The following is a 17475-nucleotide window of genomic DNA, read 5'->3' on the forward strand; positions in this document are numbered from 1 at the left end:
ACAGGAATAACGCCAGCTTTGGACATTTGAGCAAGACAGCTGGACCGGGCAGGTATTGAAAGCTGCACAAACCCTGCAGGAGCGGCTTTAGCCGCGAAGAGGCCAGCACAGGCAACATACCTTCAGCCAGGCTGCTGGGTCCTCAGCTTCTCGCTGCGCCCGCGCAACCATTCCAGGGTCAGCAGCAGTATCACCGAGAAGGCGATCAACAAGGTGGCCGCCGCCGCAATCGTCGGGCTCAGGTTTTCGCGGATGCCGCTGAACATCTGCCGTGGCAAGGTCGCCTGTTCCGGGCCGGCGAGGAACAGCGTCACCACCACCTCGTCGAACGACGTGGCAAAGGCGAACAAGGCCCCGGAAATGACCCCAGGCGCAATCAGCGGCAGGGTGACCCGGCGGAAGGTCAGCAGCGGCGAGGCACCGAGGCTGGCCGCCGCGCGCACCAGGTTGTAGTTGAAGCCCTGCAAGGTCGCCGACACGGTAATGATGACGAACGGCACGCCCAGCACCGCATGCACCAGAATCAGCGAAGTGAAGCTGTTGCCCATGCCAAGCGGGGCGAAGAACAGGTAGCTGGCCACACCGATGATCACCACCGGCACCACCATAGGCGAGATCACCAGTGCCATGACCAGCGACTTGCCCGGGAAATCGCCACGGGTCAGGCCGATCGCCGCCAGGGTACCGAACACCATGGCCAGCACCGTGGCCGCCGGGGCGACGATGATGCTGTTCTTCAAGGCGCGCATCCATTCGGCCGAGCCGAAGAAGTCCTGGTACCAGTGCAGCGAGAAGCCCTGCAACGGGTACACCAGGAAGCTGCCACTGTTGAACGACAGAGGCACGATTACCAGCACCGGCAGAATGAGGAACAGCAGGATCAGACCGCAGAGAATACGCAGGCTGTAGAACCACACCCGCTCCACGGGCGACATGTAAGGGCTCAGCATGACAAGGCTCCTCAGCTCAGGCGCAGGCGGCTGGCGCCGACCAGCCAGCTATAGATCAGGTACAACAGCACGGTCGCCAGCAGCAACAGCCCACCCAGCGCGGTGGCCATGCCCCAGTTGATGCTGGTGTTGGTGTAGAAGGCGACGAAGTAGCTGACCATCTGGTCATTCGGGCTGCCCAGCAACGCCGGGGTGATGTAGTAGCCGATGGCAAGAATGAATACCAGCAGGCAACCCGCGCCAACACCGGCGTAGGTCTGCGGGAAGTACACCCGCCAGAAGCTGGCGAACGGGTGGCAGCCCAGGGAGATCGCCGCGCGCATGTAGCTGGGCGAAATGCCCTTCATCACGCTGTACAGCGGCAGAATCATGAACGGCAGCAGGATGTGCACCATCGAGATGTACACGCCGGTGCGGTTGAACACCAGTTCCAGCGGCTGGTCGATGATGCCCATCGCCATCAGCGCGCTGTTGATCAGGCCACCGGACTGCAGCAGCACGATCCACGCGGCCACCCGCACCAGGATCGAAGTCCAGAACGGCAGCAGCACCAGGATCATCAGCAGGTTGCTCTGCCGGGTCGGCAGGTTGGCCAGCAGGTAGGCCAACGGGTAGGCCAGCACCAGGCAGATGGCAGTGATCACCACCCCCATCCACAGGGTGCGGGCGAAGATGTCCAGGTAGATGGCCTGGTCAGGGGTGGCCTTGGCCAGCTCGCCAAGGTCGTCGATACGATGGTCGAGCGAGGCCAGCAGGTAGAACGAGGTCACCGTGCTGGTGTTGCGGCGGATCGCCTGCCAGTAGGCCGGGTCACCCCAACGCTCGTCGAGCGCCTGCAAGGCATCTTTGTAGGAAGCGGGCTCGCTCTTGAATGGCAGCGCCCGCGCGGTCTTGGCCAACAGGCTGCGGTAGCCGGCCAGCTCCATGTTCAGGCGCTTGGACAAGTCGCCCAGGGTCTGGTTCTTGCGCGATTCGGCCAAGTCCTGGCTCAGCGCCTTGTACACGTCCTCGCCCGGCAGGCTCTTGCCGTCCCACTGGGTGATGACGCCCACCGTACGCGGCAGGCCGCCAACCACTTCCGGGTTGCCCACGCTCTTGTACAGCAGTGCCGCGATCGGCACCAGGAACACCAGCAGGAGAAACAGCGCCAGCGGCGCGATCAACGCCTGCGCCTTCCAGCGGTTGACCCGCTCGGCGTGCTTGAGGCGCTGCTTGAGACTTGGACCTGCGCCTTCGTTGAGGGGCACTGCAATGGCCATGGCGAACTCCGCAATACAGGCTGAAATAGGGGCCGCCATGCGGCCCCACACACCGGGCTGTTACTTCTTCGCCGCCCAGGCGTTGAAGCGTTGCTCCAGTTGCTCGCTGTTGTCGGCCCAGAAGGCCACGTCGATCTGCACCTGGTTGGCAATGTTCTCAGGCGTGGTCGGCATGTCCTTCTTCACCTCGTCCGACAGCAGGCTCACGGCTTTCGAGTTGGCCGGGCCGTAGGCGATGTTCTCGGAGTAGATCTTCTGCTGCTCCGGCTGCACGCTGAAGGCAATGAACTGCTTCGCCTGCTCGACGTCCTTGGCCCCTTTCGGGATGGCCCAGGCGTCGAAGTCGTAGATGCCGCCGTTCCACACAACTTTCAGGTTGCTCTCTTTCTGCACCGCAGCGATGCGGCCGTTGTAGGCCGAGCTCATGACCACGTCACCCGATGCCAGGTATTGCGGCGGCTGGGCGCCGGCTTCCCACCACTGGATGCTCGGCTTGAGCTCGTCGAGCTTCTTGAAGGCGCGGTCCACGCCCTCTTTGGTCCCCAGCACCTGGTATACGTCCTTCGGCGCGACACCATCCGCCATCAGGGCGAACTCCAGGGTGTACTTGGCGCCCTTGCGCAGGCCGCGCTTGCCCGGGAATTTCTTGGTGTCCCAGAAATCCGCCCAGCTGGTGGGTGCGGTCTTCAGCTTGTCGGCGTTGTAGGCCAGCACCGTGGACCACACGAAAAAGCCCACGCCACAGGGCTGGATGGCGCCTGGCACGTAGTCGGCCTCGTTGCCGAACAGGGCTGGATCGAGTTCTTCGAACATGCCCTCATCACAGCCGCGGGCCAGTTCTGGCGATTCCACTTCCACCAGGTTCCACGACACACTCTTGGTGTCGACCATGGCTTTGACCTTGGCCATCTCGCCGTTGTACTCGCCAGCGACGATCTTGCCCTTGCCGGCCTTCTCCCATGGTTCATAGAACGCCTTGACCTGGGCCGCCTTGTTGGCACCACCGAAGGACACCACGGTCAGGTCTGCGGCCATGGCCTGGCCAGCGGCGAACAGCCCCAGGGCCAGGGCGGTCAGTTTCAACTGCTTGCGCATTATTATTCTCTCCACAGTACAGGGTTGGTGAAGCAATCCATCAATGGGCTTCGGCAATCGGATCGAGCGCGCGGGCGTGCTCCACCTCCCAGCCCAGGGGTACTACATCGCCCACGGCCAGGGCCGGGTCGAGCTCGGCAATGGGCTGCTTCACGAAGAAGTCGCCCTTGCCGCAAACTTCCAGGCGCACCCGCACGTGGTCGCCCAGGTAGATGAATTCGGCCACTCGCCCCGAGAAGCGGTTCACGCAGCGCTCGCTGTGGCCGTTCAGGCGCACACGCTCCGGGCGGATCGACAGGGTCACCGGCTCGCCGGCCTGGCCGACATTCACCGCCAGCGCCTCGACCCGCTCGCCACGCGCCAGCTGCACCTGGCAGCGTTTGCCATCGCTGGCCAGCAAGGTGCCATTGATGCGGTTGTTCTCACCGATGAAGTTGGCCACGAAGGTGTTGCAGGGCTCTTCGTACAAGGTACGTGGGTCGGCGATCTGCTGGATCTCGCCCTGGTGGAACACCGCCACGCGGTCAGACATGGTCAGCGCTTCGCCCTGATCGTGGGTCACGTAGACCACGGTCACGCCCAGGCGCTGGTGGATGTGCTTGATCTCCATCTGCATGTGCTCACGCAGTTGCTTGTCGAGGGCACCCAGCGGTTCGTCCATCAGCACCAGTTGTGGCTCGAACACCAGGGCACGGGCCAGGGCCACGCGCTGCTGCTGACCGCCGGACAGCTGGCCCGGGTAGCGCTTGGCGAAGGCGTCAAGCTGGACCATGTTCAGCACGCGCTTGACCCGCTCGCTGATGTCGGTCTTGCTCAGGTTGCGGACGGTCAGCGGGAACGCCAGGTTCTCGGCCACGGTCATGTGCGGGAACAGCGCGTAGTTCTGGAACACCATGCCGATGTCGCGCTTGTGCGGCGGCACGTTGTTGATCGAACGCCCGGCCAGCTGGATTTCACCAGCGGTGGGGGTCTCGAAGCCGGCCAGCATCATCAGGCTGGTGGTCTTGCCCGAGCCGGACGGGCCGAGCAGGGTGAGGAATTCGCCCTTGCGGATATCCAGGTTGAGGTTCTTGACGATCAGCGACTCGCCGTCGTAGCTCTTCTGCACACCACGGAAGCTGACCAGCGTTTCGCCGGTTGCAGCGTTCGACTTCGCCTCGCTCATGCCTGCACCTTCTTGTTGGATGACTGCGTAGGCAAAAGATTAGAGAAGGCGTATGCGCCCGGAAATCGGGGGTGCTGAGAGAATGCCATCATCCGGATGGAAGATTTGTTGTAGGGATTCCCCTACAAGGATGGCGGATTTGGAATGCTCACCTCCGCCCTGTGGCGTCGCCTGTGGGAGCGGGTTCACCCGCGAAGAGGCCAGCCCGGACAATGCACATGGCAAGCCCGGCCCTTTCCTGGGTGAACCCGCTCCCACAGAGGCCGGTGCCAATTGTGAGAACCCTGTGTCGCAATCAGACCAGCTTGTGCTCCATGGCATACTTCACCAACTCTGCCAGCGAGTTCACCTTCAACTTCTGCATCAAGCGCGCCTTGTGCGTGCTGATGGTCTTGCTAGACAGCGCCAGCTGCTGGGCGATGTCGTTGACGTTGGCGCCCTGGGCCAGGCGCTCGAACACCGAAAATTCGCGCTCCGACAATAGCGTATGCAACGGCCGTGACTCGGTCAGGCCCACTTCGAATACCATGCGGTCGGCCAGCGCCGGGTCGATATAGCGCCCTCCTGCGGCAACCCGGCGAATGGCGGTCAGCAACAACGCCGGGTCGCTGTCCTTGGTGGCATAGCCCGCCGCCCCGGCTTTCAGCGCCCGCGCCGCCATCTGCGCCTCATCGTGCATCGACAACATGAGGATCGCCGGTGCGTCATGCATTGCACGGATCCGCGGGATTGCCTCCAGGCCATTCACGCCAGGCATCGAGATATCCAGCAACACGACTTCGCACGGCGTATGGCGCAGGGTTTCCAGCAGTTGCTCGCCGTTAGCTGCCTCCCCCGCCACCTGCATGTCCTTGGCCAGGCCAATCAACTGCTTGATGCCCTCGCGGACAATGGTGTGGTCTTCGGCCACCAGCACTCGAATCACGATCGCTCTCCTACTCCAACGGAATGGCCACGCTCAGGCTGGTGCCTTCGCCCGGTTCACTGTCCAGCGCCATGCTGCCGCCCAGCATCAGCACCCGCTCACGTACGCCTACCAGGCCGAACGAGGCAGGCCGGGGCTGATCACGGCAAAAACCTTGCCCATCGTCGCTGACGGTCATGCGCAATTGCCCGTGCTCATGCACCAGTTCGATCTCCACGCTGTGTGCCTGAGCATGACGCATCACATTGGTCAGCGCCTCCTGCAGGATACGAAACAGGCCGGTGGCCTTGGCATCACTCAATGCGGGCAGATTATCCGGTACTTGTACCAGGCAGGGGATTTGCGTGCGCGTCTCGAAGCGCCGCGCCTGCCACTCGATGGCCGAGGCGATGCCGGCATCGAGGATCGGCGGGCGCAAGGCGGTAGCCACGTCGCGCACCAGCTGGAACAGCTGGGCGATCAGGCGCTTCATGCTGTCCAGGCGCTCATTGAGGCCCGGGTCCAGTTCGGCGAAGGCCAGCTCGCACATCGACACTTCCAGCTTGAGTACGGTCAGCATCTGCCCCAGCTCGTCGTGCACCTCGCGGGCGATGCGGGCCTTTTCCTCCTCACGCACGCTCTCCAGATGGGCCGACAATTCGCGCAGTTGCTCCTGAGACCTGGCCAACGCCAACTCGGCCCGCTTGCCCTGGCTGATGTCCCATACCACCCCGTCCCACACCACCCGGCCATCGGCCAGGCGCCGGGTACTGGCCTTGATGTCGGCCCAGCGCTGTTCACCCTGGCGGGTGACAATACGCCCCTGCCAGGACCAGTCCTGGTCGCTGGCCAGGGCCAGGTCCTGTACCCGGTGATAATCGGCGCGGTCATCGGGGTGCACCAGGTTGCGCAAGCCCATCTGCGGGTGCTGGATCTCGCTGGGTGCGTAACCCACCAGCGCCTCGCTGCCCTCGCTGATATAAGGGAACTCGAGGTCGCCCTCGGCCGGGTCGCGCTCCAGGCGGAACACCAGCCCCGGCACGTTGCCGGCAATACCCTTGAGCCGCGCCTCGCTTTCACGCAGGGCCGCCAGGGCGCGGTGGCGCTCGGTGACATCGGCAAGGTAGACCACCAGATACTCGGAATCACGAAAGCGCAGGAAGCTCAGCGACAGCTCCACCGGCAGCAGGCTTTGGTCGGCCCGCCGGCATCGCGTCTCGAACTGGCCGACACCGCCTTCCCCGGTGCGCGCCCCCTTCCATAGCTCCAGCCAGCGGTCCATGGTCAGGTTGGGTTCGAAGGTGCTCAATGGCCGCTCCAGCAGCTCGCCTTCGCCGTACCCCAGCATGCGCTCGGCGGCGTGGTTGGCGTAGCGTACATGACTGTCCCAGTTGACCCAGAGGATGCCCACCGTGCTCTGGTCGATGGCGAACTGGCTCAGGCGCAGTGCTTCCTCGCGAACCTGCCGCTCTGCCAGGTTCTCCCGCGTGGCCAGCAGGCTGCGCTCCAGCTGGCGCTGCTGTCGGCGCTGCCACACCAGGGTTGCCAGCGCGCACAACAGCAACATGCAGGACAACAAGGCCAGGTTCTGCCAGAAACCGGTCGACTCGCTCAGGCGTGGGTACTTCGGTTGCAGCCAACGCTGATGCAGTTGCTCCAGCTGCTTGGCTGGCAGCGCCTGCAGGCCACGCTCAAGCACATCGGCCAGCAGCGGCCAGTCGCGCCTGGAACCGATGCGTAGCAACTGTGGCAAGCCGATGTCACCCACCACAGCCAACTCGCTGAATTCACTCTCGCGCGACAGGCGGCTGAGCTGGGCTTCATCCAGCACCGCGAAACTGGCCTGGCCGCCCACTACCAACTGCAACGCTTCGCGCTCGTTGGGCACCCCTTGCAGGTTGAGGTTGTTGTAGTTGGCGCGTAGGTAGTCCGCCAGCTGGCTGGGCATGCGTACCGCCACACGTTGCTCGGCTTCGAGTTTTTCCAGCTCCACGGCCATGGCCCCGGTGCGAGGCCCGACCACCAGTTGCGGCACGCGCATGTAGGGGTCGCTGAACAACCACAGGCGCAGGCTGGCGGGGGTCTGGGTCAGGCCCGGGGCAAAATCGATCTCACCCGCCCGCAGGGCGTGCTCGAGGCTGGCCTGGTCAGCGAAATTGCGCCAGGTCAGGTCCAGGCGCAGCGCCTGTGCCAGGCTGCTGACCAACTCCACATTGGCCCCGTACAACTGCTGCAGGCGCCGGTCGAACTGGGCGTAAGGCGCCTGCAGCACCAAGCCGACTCGCAGGCTGCGATGGTTGTCCAGCCATTGCTGTTGCGCAGGCTCCAGCACCACCGATGGCTGCGCCTCAGGTTGGGCCAACGCCATCAAGGGCAGCCATAGACAGCCGATAACCAACAGGCGACGCACTCGCTTCATCTACACGCTCGTCTTGGCAAAGGCGGCCATGCGGCATGGCCGTCACGGGCAAATACTATTAGGCTGCCGGAATCATTCTGGCCTTGGGTTGATTCATGTCCACACTTTATCGCACGACGCTGGCAATGTGCTGCCTCGCCTCGTTCCTTCCATTCGGCGCCCTGGCCGCCGATGCCGAACAACCGCCTGCTGCCAGCGAGACACCGGCTGCCCCAGCCCCGCGCCCGCCATTGCTGGAGCGTAGCCAGGAGGACGCCCAGGCGCTTGCACGGCTGGTGCCAAAGGCCGAGCAACAGACGCTGCAAGGCGGTGCCGACAGCTTCCTGGCACTGTGGAAACCGGCCAACGACAGCGACCCGCAAGGGGCCGTGATCATCGTGCCCGGGGCTGGCGAAACGGCCGATTGGCCGAACGCGGTCGGCCCGCTGCGGCAGAAGTTCCCGGATGTCGGCTGGCACAGCCTGAGCATCAGCCTGCCCGACCTGCTCGCCGACAGCCCACAGGCGCGGGTCGAAGCCAAGCCGGCACCAGAACAGGGCGAAAGCGCTCCAGCCAAGGACCTGCCGGCCGATGCCAACGCCAACGTCGCCCAGGCCACCGCGGCCGATGCCGACACGGCAGAAAGCACCGATGCCGAACAGGCCAGCGAGCAAACCGACCCGGCCGATGCCGCGCGCATTTTTGCGCGGCTGGATGCCGCGGTGGCCTTCGCCCAGCAGCACAACGCCCGCAGCATCGTGTTGATCGGCCATGGCAGCGGCGCGTATTGGGCGGCCCGTTACCTGAGCGAAACGCAGCCACCACAGGTGCAGAAGCTGGTGATGGTCGCCGCGCAGACACCGGCGCGAGTGGAGCATGACCTGGAAAGCCTGGTACCGACCTTGAGGGTGCCTACTGCCGACATTTACTACGCTACCCGCAGCGCTGACCGCAGCGCGGCCGCGCAGCGCCTGCAGGCCAGCAAGCGGCAGAAGGACAGCCAGTACCGGCAGTTGTCGCTGATTGCCATGCCCGGGAACAAGGCGGCTGAACAGGAGCAGATGTTCCGCCGGGTGCGGGGGTGGATGAGCCTGTAGGAGCGGCCGTGTGTCGCTAAAAGGCTGCTCTGCCCTTTACAGGCCGCGCCGCTTGCGGATCAAGGCATAGGCCTGGTGCAACTCGCGGGTGCGCTCGGTCGCCTCACGCAGTTGTGCCTCGCTCGCCCCCGTGCCCGCCAGCTTGTCTGGGTGGTGACGGCTGACCAGCCGACGATAGGCCTGCTTGACCTTGTCGCCCTCGGTGTCCGCCTCGACCGCCAACAGCCGCAGCGCAGCCGCATAGGTCATGGGCGCCTCACGCGCACCGGCAGCCTTGCGCGGCTCGTACTCCAGCGACATGGCCTGAACCTGGCGTCGGCTCAGGCCCAGTTTCTGGCCCCAGTCCAGCAGCAGTTCGCGTTCCTTGTTGCCCATCTTGCCGTCGGCCCAGACCATGCGCCAGCAGGCGCGCAGGGTGCCTTCCGCCGCATGTGGCTGCTGGCGGATGCGCCGCAGGTGCCCGGTCAGCCGGTCCTTGCCGGCCTTGCCGCGGTTGAACGCGGCAATTGCGCGCAACCGCGCCTCTTCGGCCAGGTCCAGGCGCACCATTTCCTGACGCGCCTGCTGGATGTGCTGCTCGGCCACCCGGCCATCGCACTTGGCCAGACGACCGAGCATCACGAACAGCAACTCATCGTCCTGCAAGGCCGGGCGCCCGCCCAGGCGTTCACGCAGGTCGTCCCAGCCCTGCAAACGCAGGCGGCGGTCGATAAACTGCCCGAGCAAGGCGCCGAGCAGAGCGCCGGGGATACTGGCGACGGCAAAGCCGGCACCAGCGCCAATCACCGTGCTTGGCCACCACATTTCAGGCACCCTCGCCGATCAGGCGCTCGGCCTCGGCCAGGCGTTCGAGGGTGCCGACATCCACCCAGCGCCCGCGGTAGTGTTCGCCACTGACCTGCCCCGCCGCCATGGCCTGGCGCAGCAGCGGCGCCAGCTTGAAGGCACCAGGCTGGCAGCCCTCGAACAACGCCGGGTGCAGCACAGAGAGGCCGCTGAAGGTGAGCGTGCCAGGCGCATCATCGCCATCGACCAGCTGTCCATCGACCAGGCGAAAGTCGCCACGCCCATGGTGGCCCGGGTTATCGACCAGGACCAGGTGAGCCAGGCCTTGCAAGGGCGCCTGCAACTTTGTGAAGTCATAGTCGGTCCAGACATCACCGTTGACCAGCAGGAACGGCGCATCCCCCAGCAGTGGCAAGGCCTTGAAGATGCCACCGCCGGTTTCCAGCGGCTCGCCTTCCGGCGAATAGCGGATGCTCAGGCCGAAACGGCTGCCATCACCCAGGTGGTCTTCGATCTGCTGGCCAAGCCAGGCGTGGTTGATCACCACCTCGCGGATGCCCGCCGCCGCCAGGGCGCGCAGGTGATACTCGATCAGCGGCTGGCCCGCGACCGGTACCAACGGTTTGGGCGTATGCAGGGTCAACGGCCGCATGCGCTCACCTTTGCCCGCTGCCAGGATCATTGCCTTCATGCACGCGCTCCGGCCTGCAACTCGGCAATCAGTTCGCCCAGCTCCGCCAATTCGGGCCGACGACCGATCACTTCTTCTATATAGGCGAAGAAACGCGGCACGTCGCCCAGGTAGCGAGGTTTGCCATCGCGGTGACAGATACGGGCAAAGATGCCGATCACCTTCAGGTGACGCTGCACCCCCATCAGATCGCTGGCGCGCTGGAATGCCTCGAAGTCAGCCTGCACCGGGATACCGGCAGCCCGCGCCTTCTGCCAGTAATCACGCAGCCAGCCCTCGACCCGCGCCTGAGGCCAGCTGATGAAGGCGTCCTTGAACAGGCAGGTGATGTCGTAGGTGACCGGGCCATAGACCGCGTCCTGAAAGTCCAGCACACCAGGGTTGGGGCTGCTCTGCATCAGGTTGCGCGGCATGTAGTCGCGGTGCACCAGCACCTTGGGCTGGGCCAGGGCGCTATCGATCAGCAGCTGGCTGACACGCTGCCAGGCGGCTTGCTGGGCGTCATTGAAGGCCAGGCCAAGCTCTCGGCCCACGTACCATTCGGGGAACAGCTCGACTTCGCGGCGCAACAAGGCGTCGTCATAGCTGGGCAGTGGCGCCTCCATCGGCAGGCGCTGGAAGGCCAGCAGGGCGTCGATGGCATCGCTGAACAGGCAATCGGCGTTGTCAGCATTGATGATGTCGAGGTAGGTCTGCTGGCCCAGGTCGCCCAGCAGCAGGAAGCCGCGCTCCAGGTCCTGGGCGTGGATCAGCGGCACGTGCACGTCGGCGCTGGCCAGCAGGTGGTCGATGGCGACGAACGGTCGGCAATTCTCCTGTGGCGGTGGCGCATCCATGATCACGAAGCTGTGCCCGGCGCCCTGCCAGCGGAAATAACGCCGGAAGCTGGCGTCGCTGCTGGCCGCGGTCAGGCTGCCGTCGGGCACTTCGCCCCAGGCGTTTTTCCGGAAAAGATCTTTGAGCTGCTCATCGAGCCAGACCGACAGTTGTTGCAGGCGTACATCGTGTTCAGGCATTACAAGGGTCTCCGACGGCCCTAGCCGTCAAGCGGGTCATGCTTTATTATCCAGCATCTTTTTCAGACCATCGAGAGGCGTGCGGCCCCACACGCGGGCAGATGGCACGCAGGAAGCCCGGACTAATAAGATGGCATTGAAATCCCCCGCGTTTCGTAGAAAGTTTCCGTTGCTGGTAACCGGCGGTCTGCTGGCCCTGCAACCTCTGGCCACGTCTTACGTGGTGGCAGCCGAACAGTTCGACTGCCAAGTGTCCGCCTCCGGTGGTTGGGACTGCAAGCCCAAGACCCCAGTCAACAACCTGCCGCCGCGCCCCGTGCATGAGGGCGCTGCCGTCAGCACCGGTACCGAAGCCGCGAGCGAAGGCGAAACGGCGGACCGGCCGATGCTGGTCACCGAAGCCAAGGGCCGTGCCCTGAAGTCGCGCAGCGAAGACTACAGCCACCTGGACTGGGTACCGCGAGAAAAGCTCACTGCCGCGCAGCTGGCCGAAACCGGCCCGTACTGTGGTGGCGCGTACATCGAGCCAACCCGCCCGGGCATGGCCGACACCACGCCGAAGGACGAGTCGCCGACCTACATCAACGCCAAGGTGTCCAAGTACCAGCAGGAGCAGCAGATCGCTACCCTCGCCGGTGACGTGGTCATGCGCCAGGGCAGCATGCAGGCCGAGGCGGACGAGGCCAACCTTTACCAGACCGAAAACCGTGGCGAGCTCAAGGGCAACGTCAGGATCCGTGACAACGGTTCGCTGGTCGTCGGTGACGAGGCGCAGATCCAGCTCGACACCGGCGAAGCCCAGGTCGACAACGCCGAATACGTGATGCACAAGTCGCACATCCGCGGCAGTGCCCTGTACGCCAAGCGTGGCGAAAACGCCATCATCCGCCTCAAGGATGGTACCTACACCACCTGCGAACCGGGCAGCAACGCCTGGCAGCTGAAGGGCAACAACATCACCCTGAACCCGGCCACCGGTTTCGGTACCGCGACCAACGTTACGCTGCGGGTCAAGGATTTCCCGGTGTTCTACACACCGTACATCTATTTCCCGATCGACGACCGTCGCCAGTCCGGTTTCCTGCCGCCATCGTTCAGCAGCACCAGCGACACCGGCTTCATGCTGGTCACGCCGTACTACTTCAACCTGGCGCCGAACTACGACGCCACGTTGTACCCGCGCTACATGACCAAGCGCGGCCTGCTGATGGAAGGCGAGTTCCGCTACCTGACGCCTTCCAGCGAAGGCCAGTTCGGTGGTGCGTACCTCAACGACAAGAGCGACGACCGCAAAGACCAGACTGACTACAAAGAACAGCGCTGGATGACCAACTGGCAGCACAAGGGTGGGTTGAACGAGCGCCTGATGACCGAGGTGGACTACACCGACATCAGCGACCCGTTCTACTTCCAGGACCTGGAAACCGACCAGATTGGTGTTGAATCCCAGGACCTGCTGAACCAGCAGGGCGCGCTGACCTACCGTGGTGACAGCTACACCGCGCGGTTGAACGTGCATGCCTACGAGATGGCCACCATCTCGAGAATCACCCCGTATGATCGCCTGCCGCAGATCACCTTCAACGGTAAGCTGCCGTACGAACCAGGTGGGCTCAACATCGCCTACGAAACCGAGGCAGTCCGCTTCGATCGTGACCTGAAAGACGACTTCGTATTCGACAAGGACGGCAACCCGGACTTCTCCGCCGGTGCAGCAGGCCGTCGCCTCGACCAGAACGTCAGCGGTATTGCCCGTGCCAACGGCAACCGCTTCAATGTGGCACCGTCGATCAGCCTGCCGATGGAGGCCAGCTACGGCTTCCTGACCCCCAAGCTGAAGTATGCGTACACCCACTACGACCTGGATCTGGACAGCCAGGGCAAGGCCCAGGCAATCGCGCAGTCGGCCAACCCGGCGTACGGCAGCTACAACAGCTCGCTGAACCGCGATATCCCAATCTTCAGCGTGGACAGCGGGCTTTACTTCGACCGCAAGACGTCGTTGTTCGGCACCAATTACAAGCAGACCCTTGAACCGCGCATGTACTATCTGTACGTCCCGTACGAGGACCAGAAGGACATCCCGCTGTTCGACTCGGGTGAAACCCTGTTCAGCTACGACTCGCTGTTCCGTGACAACCGCTTCAGCGGCACCGACCGCATCGGTGACGAGAACAAGCTGTCGCTGGGCGTGACCACCCGCTGGATCGAGGACAATGGCTTCGAACGCCAGAACTTCAGCATTGGCCAGGCGTACTACTTCAAGGACCGCAAGGTCCAGCTGCCGGGCATCGACTACCGCACCCGCGACGATGCACAGTCCGACGTATCGCCGTACGCCCTGATGTACAACTACTTCTTCAACCGCGACTGGCGCTTCAATTCGGACTTCAACTGGGACCCGGACAGCCGCAGCACCCGTTCGGGCAGCGCGATGTTCCACTACCAGCCTGAAGACAACCCGAACAAGGTGGTCAACCTCGGTTATCGCTACCGTAACGACACCATCTCCTACGACTCCGCGACCGGTACCTGGAAAGTGGGCGGTGGCGACTACGGCGTCCCGGGTAGCCCGAACTACATCAAGGACTACTACAAGATCCAGCAGCATGACTTCTCGGTCATCTGGCCGATCGTTCCACAGTGGAGCGTCATCGCGCGCTGGCAGCATGACTACAACCGCAACCGTACCCTGGAAGCCATGGGCGGTTTCGAATACGACAACTGCTGCTGGAAGCTGCGCCTGATCAACCGTTACTGGCTGGACTACGACGACTTCAGCCAGGCGCTTCCGACGAACGAAAAAGGCGACCATGGCATCTTCCTTCAGATCGTCCTGAAGGGTCTCGGTGGTGTAGTCGGCAACAAGGTCGAGTCTTTCCTCGACGAAGGCATTCAAGGTTACCGTGAACGTGAAGACCAAGCTTATTGATCGACTGCGCCCAGCGTTGCTGGGCGTCGCATTGCTGAGTGGCGCGGTGCATGCCGCGGTGCAACCTCTTGATCGGGTAGTGGCCATCGTCGACAACGACGTGGTCATGCAAAGCCAGCTGGACCAGCGCATCCACGAGGTGCAGCAGACCATCGCCAAACGTGGCGGCGGCGTGCCGCCGACGGGTGCCCTGGAGCAGCAGGTGCTGGAGCGCCTGATCGTCGAGAACCTGCAGTTGCAGATCGGCGAACGCTCCGGCATCCGCATCACCGACGAAGAGCTGAACCAGGCCATCGGCACCATTGCCCAGCGCAATGGCATGTCGCTGGACCAGTTCCGCGCGGCCCTGGCCCGTGACGGCCTGTCGTTCGACGACGCCCGCGAGCAGGTCAAGCGCGAGATGATCATCAGCCGCGTGCGCCAGCGCCGCGTGGCCGAGCGCATCCAGGTGTCCGAGCAGGAAGTGAAGAACTACCTCAACTCCGACCTCGGCAAGATGCAGATGTCGGAAGAGTACCGCCTGGCCAACATCCTCATCCCGACCCCGGAAGCGGCCAGCTCGGAAGACATCCAGAAAGCTGCGCGCAAGGTCGGTGACCTGTACCAGCAACTGCGTCAGGGCGCCGACTTCGGGCAGATGGCAATCGCCAACTCGGCCAGCGAAAACGCCTTGGAAGGCGGCGAGATGGGCTGGCGCAAAGCCGGCCAGCTGCCGCCGGATTTCGCCAAGATGCTCAGCAGCATGCCGGTTGGCGAAATCACCCAGCCGATCCGCATTCCCAACGGCTTCATCATCCTCAAGCTCGAAGAGAAGCGTGGCGGCAGCGAGAACGTATTGCGTGATGAAGTGCACGTGCGCCACATCCTGATCAAGCCGAGCGAAATCCGCAGCGAAGCGGCCACCGAGCAACTGGCCGAGCGCCTGTACGAGCGCATCAAGAACGGCGAAGACTTCGGCGAACTGGCGAAGAGCTTCTCGGAAGACCCGGGTTCGGCGCTCAATGGCGGCGACCTCAACTGGGTGGACCCGAACAGCCTGGTACCGGAGTTCCGTGAGCAGATGGCCAACGCCACCCAAGGCGAAGTCACCCGTCCGTTCAAGACCCAGTACGGCTGGCATGTCCTGGAAGTGCTGGGCCGCCGCGCCACCGACAGCACAGAGCAAGCTCGCGAACAGCAGGCCCTGAGCGTACTGCGCAACCGCAAGTACGACGAAGAGCTGCAAACCTGGCTGCGCCAGATTCGCGACGAAGCCTACGTTGAAATCAAGCTGCCTGACGCTGACCAGGCTGCCCCGTGAAGCCCCTGCGCTTCGCCGTCACCCCCGGCGAACCAGCCGGCATAGGCCCCGACCTGTGCCTGCTGCTCGCCGCAGACGCCCAGCCGCACCCCCTGATCGCCATCACCAGCCGTGACCTGCTCGCCGAGCGGGCCGCGCGCTTGGGGTTGGTCGTCAAGCTGTTGCCGGTAGCGCCAGGCCAATGGCCCGAACAGCCGGCACCGGCGGGCAGCCTGTACGTCTGGGACACGCCCCTGGCGGCCCGGGTAGTGCCTGGCCAGCTAAACAAGGCCAATGCCGCCTTCGTGCTGCAAACCCTGACCCGCGCCGGGCAAGGCTGCCTGGACGGGCATTTCGCCGGGATGATCACCGCCCCGGTGCACAAGGGCGTCATCAACGAGAGCGGCATCGCTTTTTCCGGGCATACCGAATTCCTCGCCGAACTGACCCACACCGCGCAGGTGGTGATGATGCTGGCCACCCACGGCCTGCGCGTGGCCCTGGTGACCACACACCTGCCGCTGCGCGACATTGCCGACGCCATCACTGCCGAGCGCGTCGAACGTGTGACCCGTATCCTGCATGCAGACATGCGCGACAAGTTCGGCATTGCCAACCCGCGCATCCTGGTGTGCGGCCTCAACCCGCACGCGGGTGAAGGTGGCCACCTGGGCCGCGAGGAAATCGACATCATCGAGCCGACCCTGGCCCGCCTGCGCACCGAGGGCATGGACCTGCGCGGGCCGCTGCCGGCCGATACCCTGTTTACCCCCAAATATCTGGAGCACTGCGACGCAGTGCTGGCGATGTACCACGACCAGGGCCTGCCCGTACTCAAGTACAAAGGTTTTGGCGCAGCCGTGAACGTCACCCTGGGCCTGCCGATCATCCGCACGTCGGTTGACCACGGTACTGCCCTGGACCTTGCCGGCACCGGCAAGGTCGACACTGGCAGCCTGCGCGTCGCGCTGGACACCGCCTACCAGATGGCCGAGAACCGACCATGAACGAGCAATACCAACACCGGGCGCGCAAGCGCTTCGGTCAGAACTTCCTGCACGACGCCGGCATCATCGACCGCATCCTGCGCGCCATCAACGCCAAGGCCGGTGAACACCTGCTGGAAATCGGCCCGGGCCAGGGCGCCCTGACCGAAGGCCTGCTGGGCAGCGGCGCACAGCTGGACGTAGTGGAGCTGGACAAGGACCTTGTGCCGATCCTGCAGCACAAGTTCGCCGGCCGCAGCAACTTCCACCTGCACCAGGGCGACGCGCTGAAATTCGATTTCAACCAGCTGGGTGTACCACCGCGCAGCCTCAAGGTCGTGGGCAACCTGCCCTACAACATCTCCACCCCACTGATCTTCCACCTGCTCAGCCACGCCGGGCTGATCCGCGACATGCATTTCATGCTGCAGAAGGAAGTGGTCGAGCGCATGGCCGCCGGCCCTGGCGGTGGCGACTGGGGACGTTTGTCGATCATGGTGCAGTACCACTGCCGGGTCGAGCACCTGTTCAATGTCGGCCCTGGCGCCTTCAACCCGCCGCCGAAAGTGGACTCGGCGATCGTCCGCCTGGTGCCGCATGAAGTGTTGCCACATCCCGCCAAGGATGCGCAACTGCTGGAGCGCGTGGTACGCGAGGCGTTCAACCAGCGCCGCAAGACCCTGCGCAACACCATGAAGGGCCTGCTCGACAGCGCAGCCATCGAGGCGGCAGGTGTGGACGGTAGCCTGCGCCCTGAACAGCTGGACCTGGCGGCCTTCGTGCGCCTGGCTGACCAGCTGGCCGACCAGCAAGCCTGACTGGATCGGCCTGTTCGCGAGCATGGCCCGCGAACAGGCCGGCACAGACTGTAGATATCCCCAAGTCGCCACACCGCTGGCCCTCCCCCCGCTCAATGG

At 64.1% G+C, this 17475-nt stretch carries 14 protein-coding genes; 5 read left to right on the top strand and 9 right to left on the bottom strand.

What is annotated here, in order from left to right:
• Positions 1 to 122 precede the first annotated feature (122 nt).
• The 6 genes from B4L76_RS18950 to B4L76_RS18975 form a co-directional block, all read right to left on the bottom strand.
• The gene (locus B4L76_RS18950; protein WP_296234624.1) at positions 123 to 950 is read right to left on the bottom strand and encodes an ABC transporter permease; all 828 of its coding nucleotides are present in this window, start codon (positions 948 to 950) and stop codon (positions 123 to 125) included.
• Between the two features lie 11 nt (positions 951 to 961).
• Positions 962 to 2209, bottom strand: a complete 1248-nt coding sequence (locus tag B4L76_RS18955) for an ABC transporter permease (RefSeq protein ID WP_144170299.1) — start codon at positions 2207 to 2209, stop codon at positions 962 to 964.
• A 60-nt stretch (positions 2210 to 2269) separates the two neighbouring features.
• A complete protein-coding gene (locus tag B4L76_RS18960) occupies positions 2270 to 3304 on the bottom strand; it encodes an ABC transporter substrate-binding protein (protein WP_296234627.1) in 1035 nt (344 codons plus the stop codon).
• Between the two features lie 40 nt (positions 3305 to 3344).
• Positions 3345 to 4469 carry an ABC transporter ATP-binding protein gene (locus tag B4L76_RS18965; RefSeq protein ID WP_296234629.1) on the bottom strand — a complete coding sequence of 375 codons (1125 nt, stop codon included), beginning with the start codon at positions 4467 to 4469 and terminating at the stop codon, positions 3345 to 3347.
• A 295-nt stretch (positions 4470 to 4764) separates the two neighbouring features.
• Positions 4765 to 5397, bottom strand: a complete 633-nt coding sequence (locus B4L76_RS18970) for a response regulator (protein WP_296234752.1) — start codon at positions 5395 to 5397, stop codon at positions 4765 to 4767.
• A gap of 7 nt (positions 5398 to 5404) precedes the next feature.
• Entirely contained in the window at positions 5405 to 7792 is a 2388-nt protein-coding gene (locus B4L76_RS18975; protein WP_296234630.1) for a PAS domain-containing sensor histidine kinase, read from the bottom strand.
• Between the two features lie 95 nt (positions 7793 to 7887).
• Between B4L76_RS18975 and B4L76_RS18980 the strand changes: the two genes are divergently transcribed.
• A complete protein-coding gene (locus B4L76_RS18980; RefSeq protein WP_296234632.1) occupies positions 7888 to 8868 on the top strand; it encodes an alpha/beta hydrolase family protein in 981 nt (326 codons plus the stop codon).
• Between the two features lie 36 nt (positions 8869 to 8904).
• Here B4L76_RS18980 and B4L76_RS18985 read toward each other — a convergent pair whose 3' ends face one another.
• Genes B4L76_RS18985 through B4L76_RS18995 form a run of 3 tightly spaced genes read right to left on the bottom strand, consistent with a single transcriptional unit; the run spans position 8905 to position 11361 of the window.
• Positions 8905 to 9672: a TerB family tellurite resistance protein gene (locus tag B4L76_RS18985; RefSeq protein ID WP_296234633.1), complete on the bottom strand. Its 768-nt coding sequence runs from the start codon at positions 9670 to 9672 to the stop codon at positions 8905 to 8907.
• A 1-nt stretch (position 9673) separates the two neighbouring features.
• Positions 9674 to 10345: an N-acetylmuramate alpha-1-phosphate uridylyltransferase MurU gene (murU, locus tag B4L76_RS18990; RefSeq protein ID WP_296234634.1), complete on the bottom strand. Its 672-nt coding sequence runs from the start codon at positions 10343 to 10345 to the stop codon at positions 9674 to 9676.
• Positions 10342 to 11361 (bottom strand): aminoglycoside phosphotransferase family protein, encoded by a 1020-nt coding sequence (locus B4L76_RS18995; RefSeq protein ID WP_296234635.1) that lies wholly within the window; start codon positions 11359 to 11361, stop codon positions 10342 to 10344. The genes murU and B4L76_RS18995 overlap by 4 nt, the downstream gene beginning before the upstream one ends.
• Before the next feature lie 130 nt (positions 11362 to 11491).
• Here B4L76_RS18995 and B4L76_RS19000 point away from each other — a divergent pair, with 130 nt between their 5' ends.
• Genes B4L76_RS19000 through rsmA form a run of 4 tightly spaced genes read left to right on the top strand, consistent with a single transcriptional unit; the run spans position 11492 to position 17376 of the window.
• Positions 11492 to 14293, top strand: a complete 2802-nt coding sequence (locus B4L76_RS19000) for an LPS-assembly protein LptD (RefSeq protein WP_296234637.1) — start codon at positions 11492 to 11494, stop codon at positions 14291 to 14293.
• Positions 14274 to 15593 (top strand): peptidylprolyl isomerase SurA, encoded by a 1320-nt coding sequence (gene surA / locus B4L76_RS19005; protein WP_414707227.1) that lies wholly within the window; start codon positions 14274 to 14276, stop codon positions 15591 to 15593. Before B4L76_RS19000 ends, surA begins: the two co-directional genes overlap by 20 nt.
• Positions 15590 to 16579, top strand: a complete 990-nt coding sequence (pdxA, locus tag B4L76_RS19010) for a 4-hydroxythreonine-4-phosphate dehydrogenase PdxA (RefSeq protein ID WP_296234640.1) — start codon at positions 15590 to 15592, stop codon at positions 16577 to 16579. Before surA ends, pdxA begins: the two co-directional genes overlap by 4 nt.
• The gene (gene rsmA / locus B4L76_RS19015) at positions 16576 to 17376 is read left to right on the top strand and encodes a 16S rRNA (adenine(1518)-N(6)/adenine(1519)-N(6))-dimethyltransferase RsmA (protein ID WP_296234642.1); all 801 of its coding nucleotides are present in this window, start codon (positions 16576 to 16578) and stop codon (positions 17374 to 17376) included. Before pdxA ends, rsmA begins: the two co-directional genes overlap by 4 nt.
• Positions 17377 to 17475 lie beyond the last annotated feature (99 nt).

Source organism: Pseudomonas sp. UBA4617, from assembly GCF_002386445.1.
Classification (GTDB): domain Bacteria; phylum Pseudomonadota; class Gammaproteobacteria; order Pseudomonadales; family Pseudomonadaceae; genus Aquipseudomonas.

Coding starts and splice junctions, on each gene's coding strand:
- B4L76_RS18985 (WP_296234633.1), bottom strand. CDS start 9,672: ATGTGGTGGCCAAGCACGGTGATTGGCGCTGGTGCCGGCTTTGCCGTC.
- B4L76_RS18980 (WP_296234632.1), top strand. CDS start 7,888: ATGTCCACACTTTATCGCACGACGCTGGCAATGTGCTGCCTCGCCTCG.
- B4L76_RS18975 (WP_296234630.1), bottom strand. CDS start 7,792: ATGAAGCGAGTGCGTCGCCTGTTGGTTATCGGCTGTCTATGGCTGCCC.
- B4L76_RS18950 (WP_296234624.1), bottom strand. CDS start 950: ATGCTGAGCCCTTACATGTCGCCCGTGGAGCGGGTGTGGTTCTACAGC.
- B4L76_RS19000 (WP_296234637.1), top strand. CDS start 11,492: ATGGCATTGAAATCCCCCGCGTTTCGTAGAAAGTTTCCGTTGCTGGTA.
- rsmA (WP_296234642.1), top strand. CDS start 16,576: ATGAACGAGCAATACCAACACCGGGCGCGCAAGCGCTTCGGTCAGAAC.
- B4L76_RS18955 (WP_144170299.1), bottom strand. CDS start 2,209: ATGGCCATTGCAGTGCCCCTCAACGAAGGCGCAGGTCCAAGTCTCAAG.
- murU (WP_296234634.1), bottom strand. CDS start 10,345: ATGAAGGCAATGATCCTGGCAGCGGGCAAAGGTGAGCGCATGCGGCCG.
- B4L76_RS18965 (WP_296234629.1), bottom strand. CDS start 4,469: ATGAGCGAGGCGAAGTCGAACGCTGCAACCGGCGAAACGCTGGTCAGC.
- B4L76_RS18995 (WP_296234635.1), bottom strand. CDS start 11,361: ATGCCTGAACACGATGTACGCCTGCAACAACTGTCGGTCTGGCTCGAT.
- B4L76_RS18960 (WP_296234627.1), bottom strand. CDS start 3,304: ATGCGCAAGCAGTTGAAACTGACCGCCCTGGCCCTGGGGCTGTTCGCC.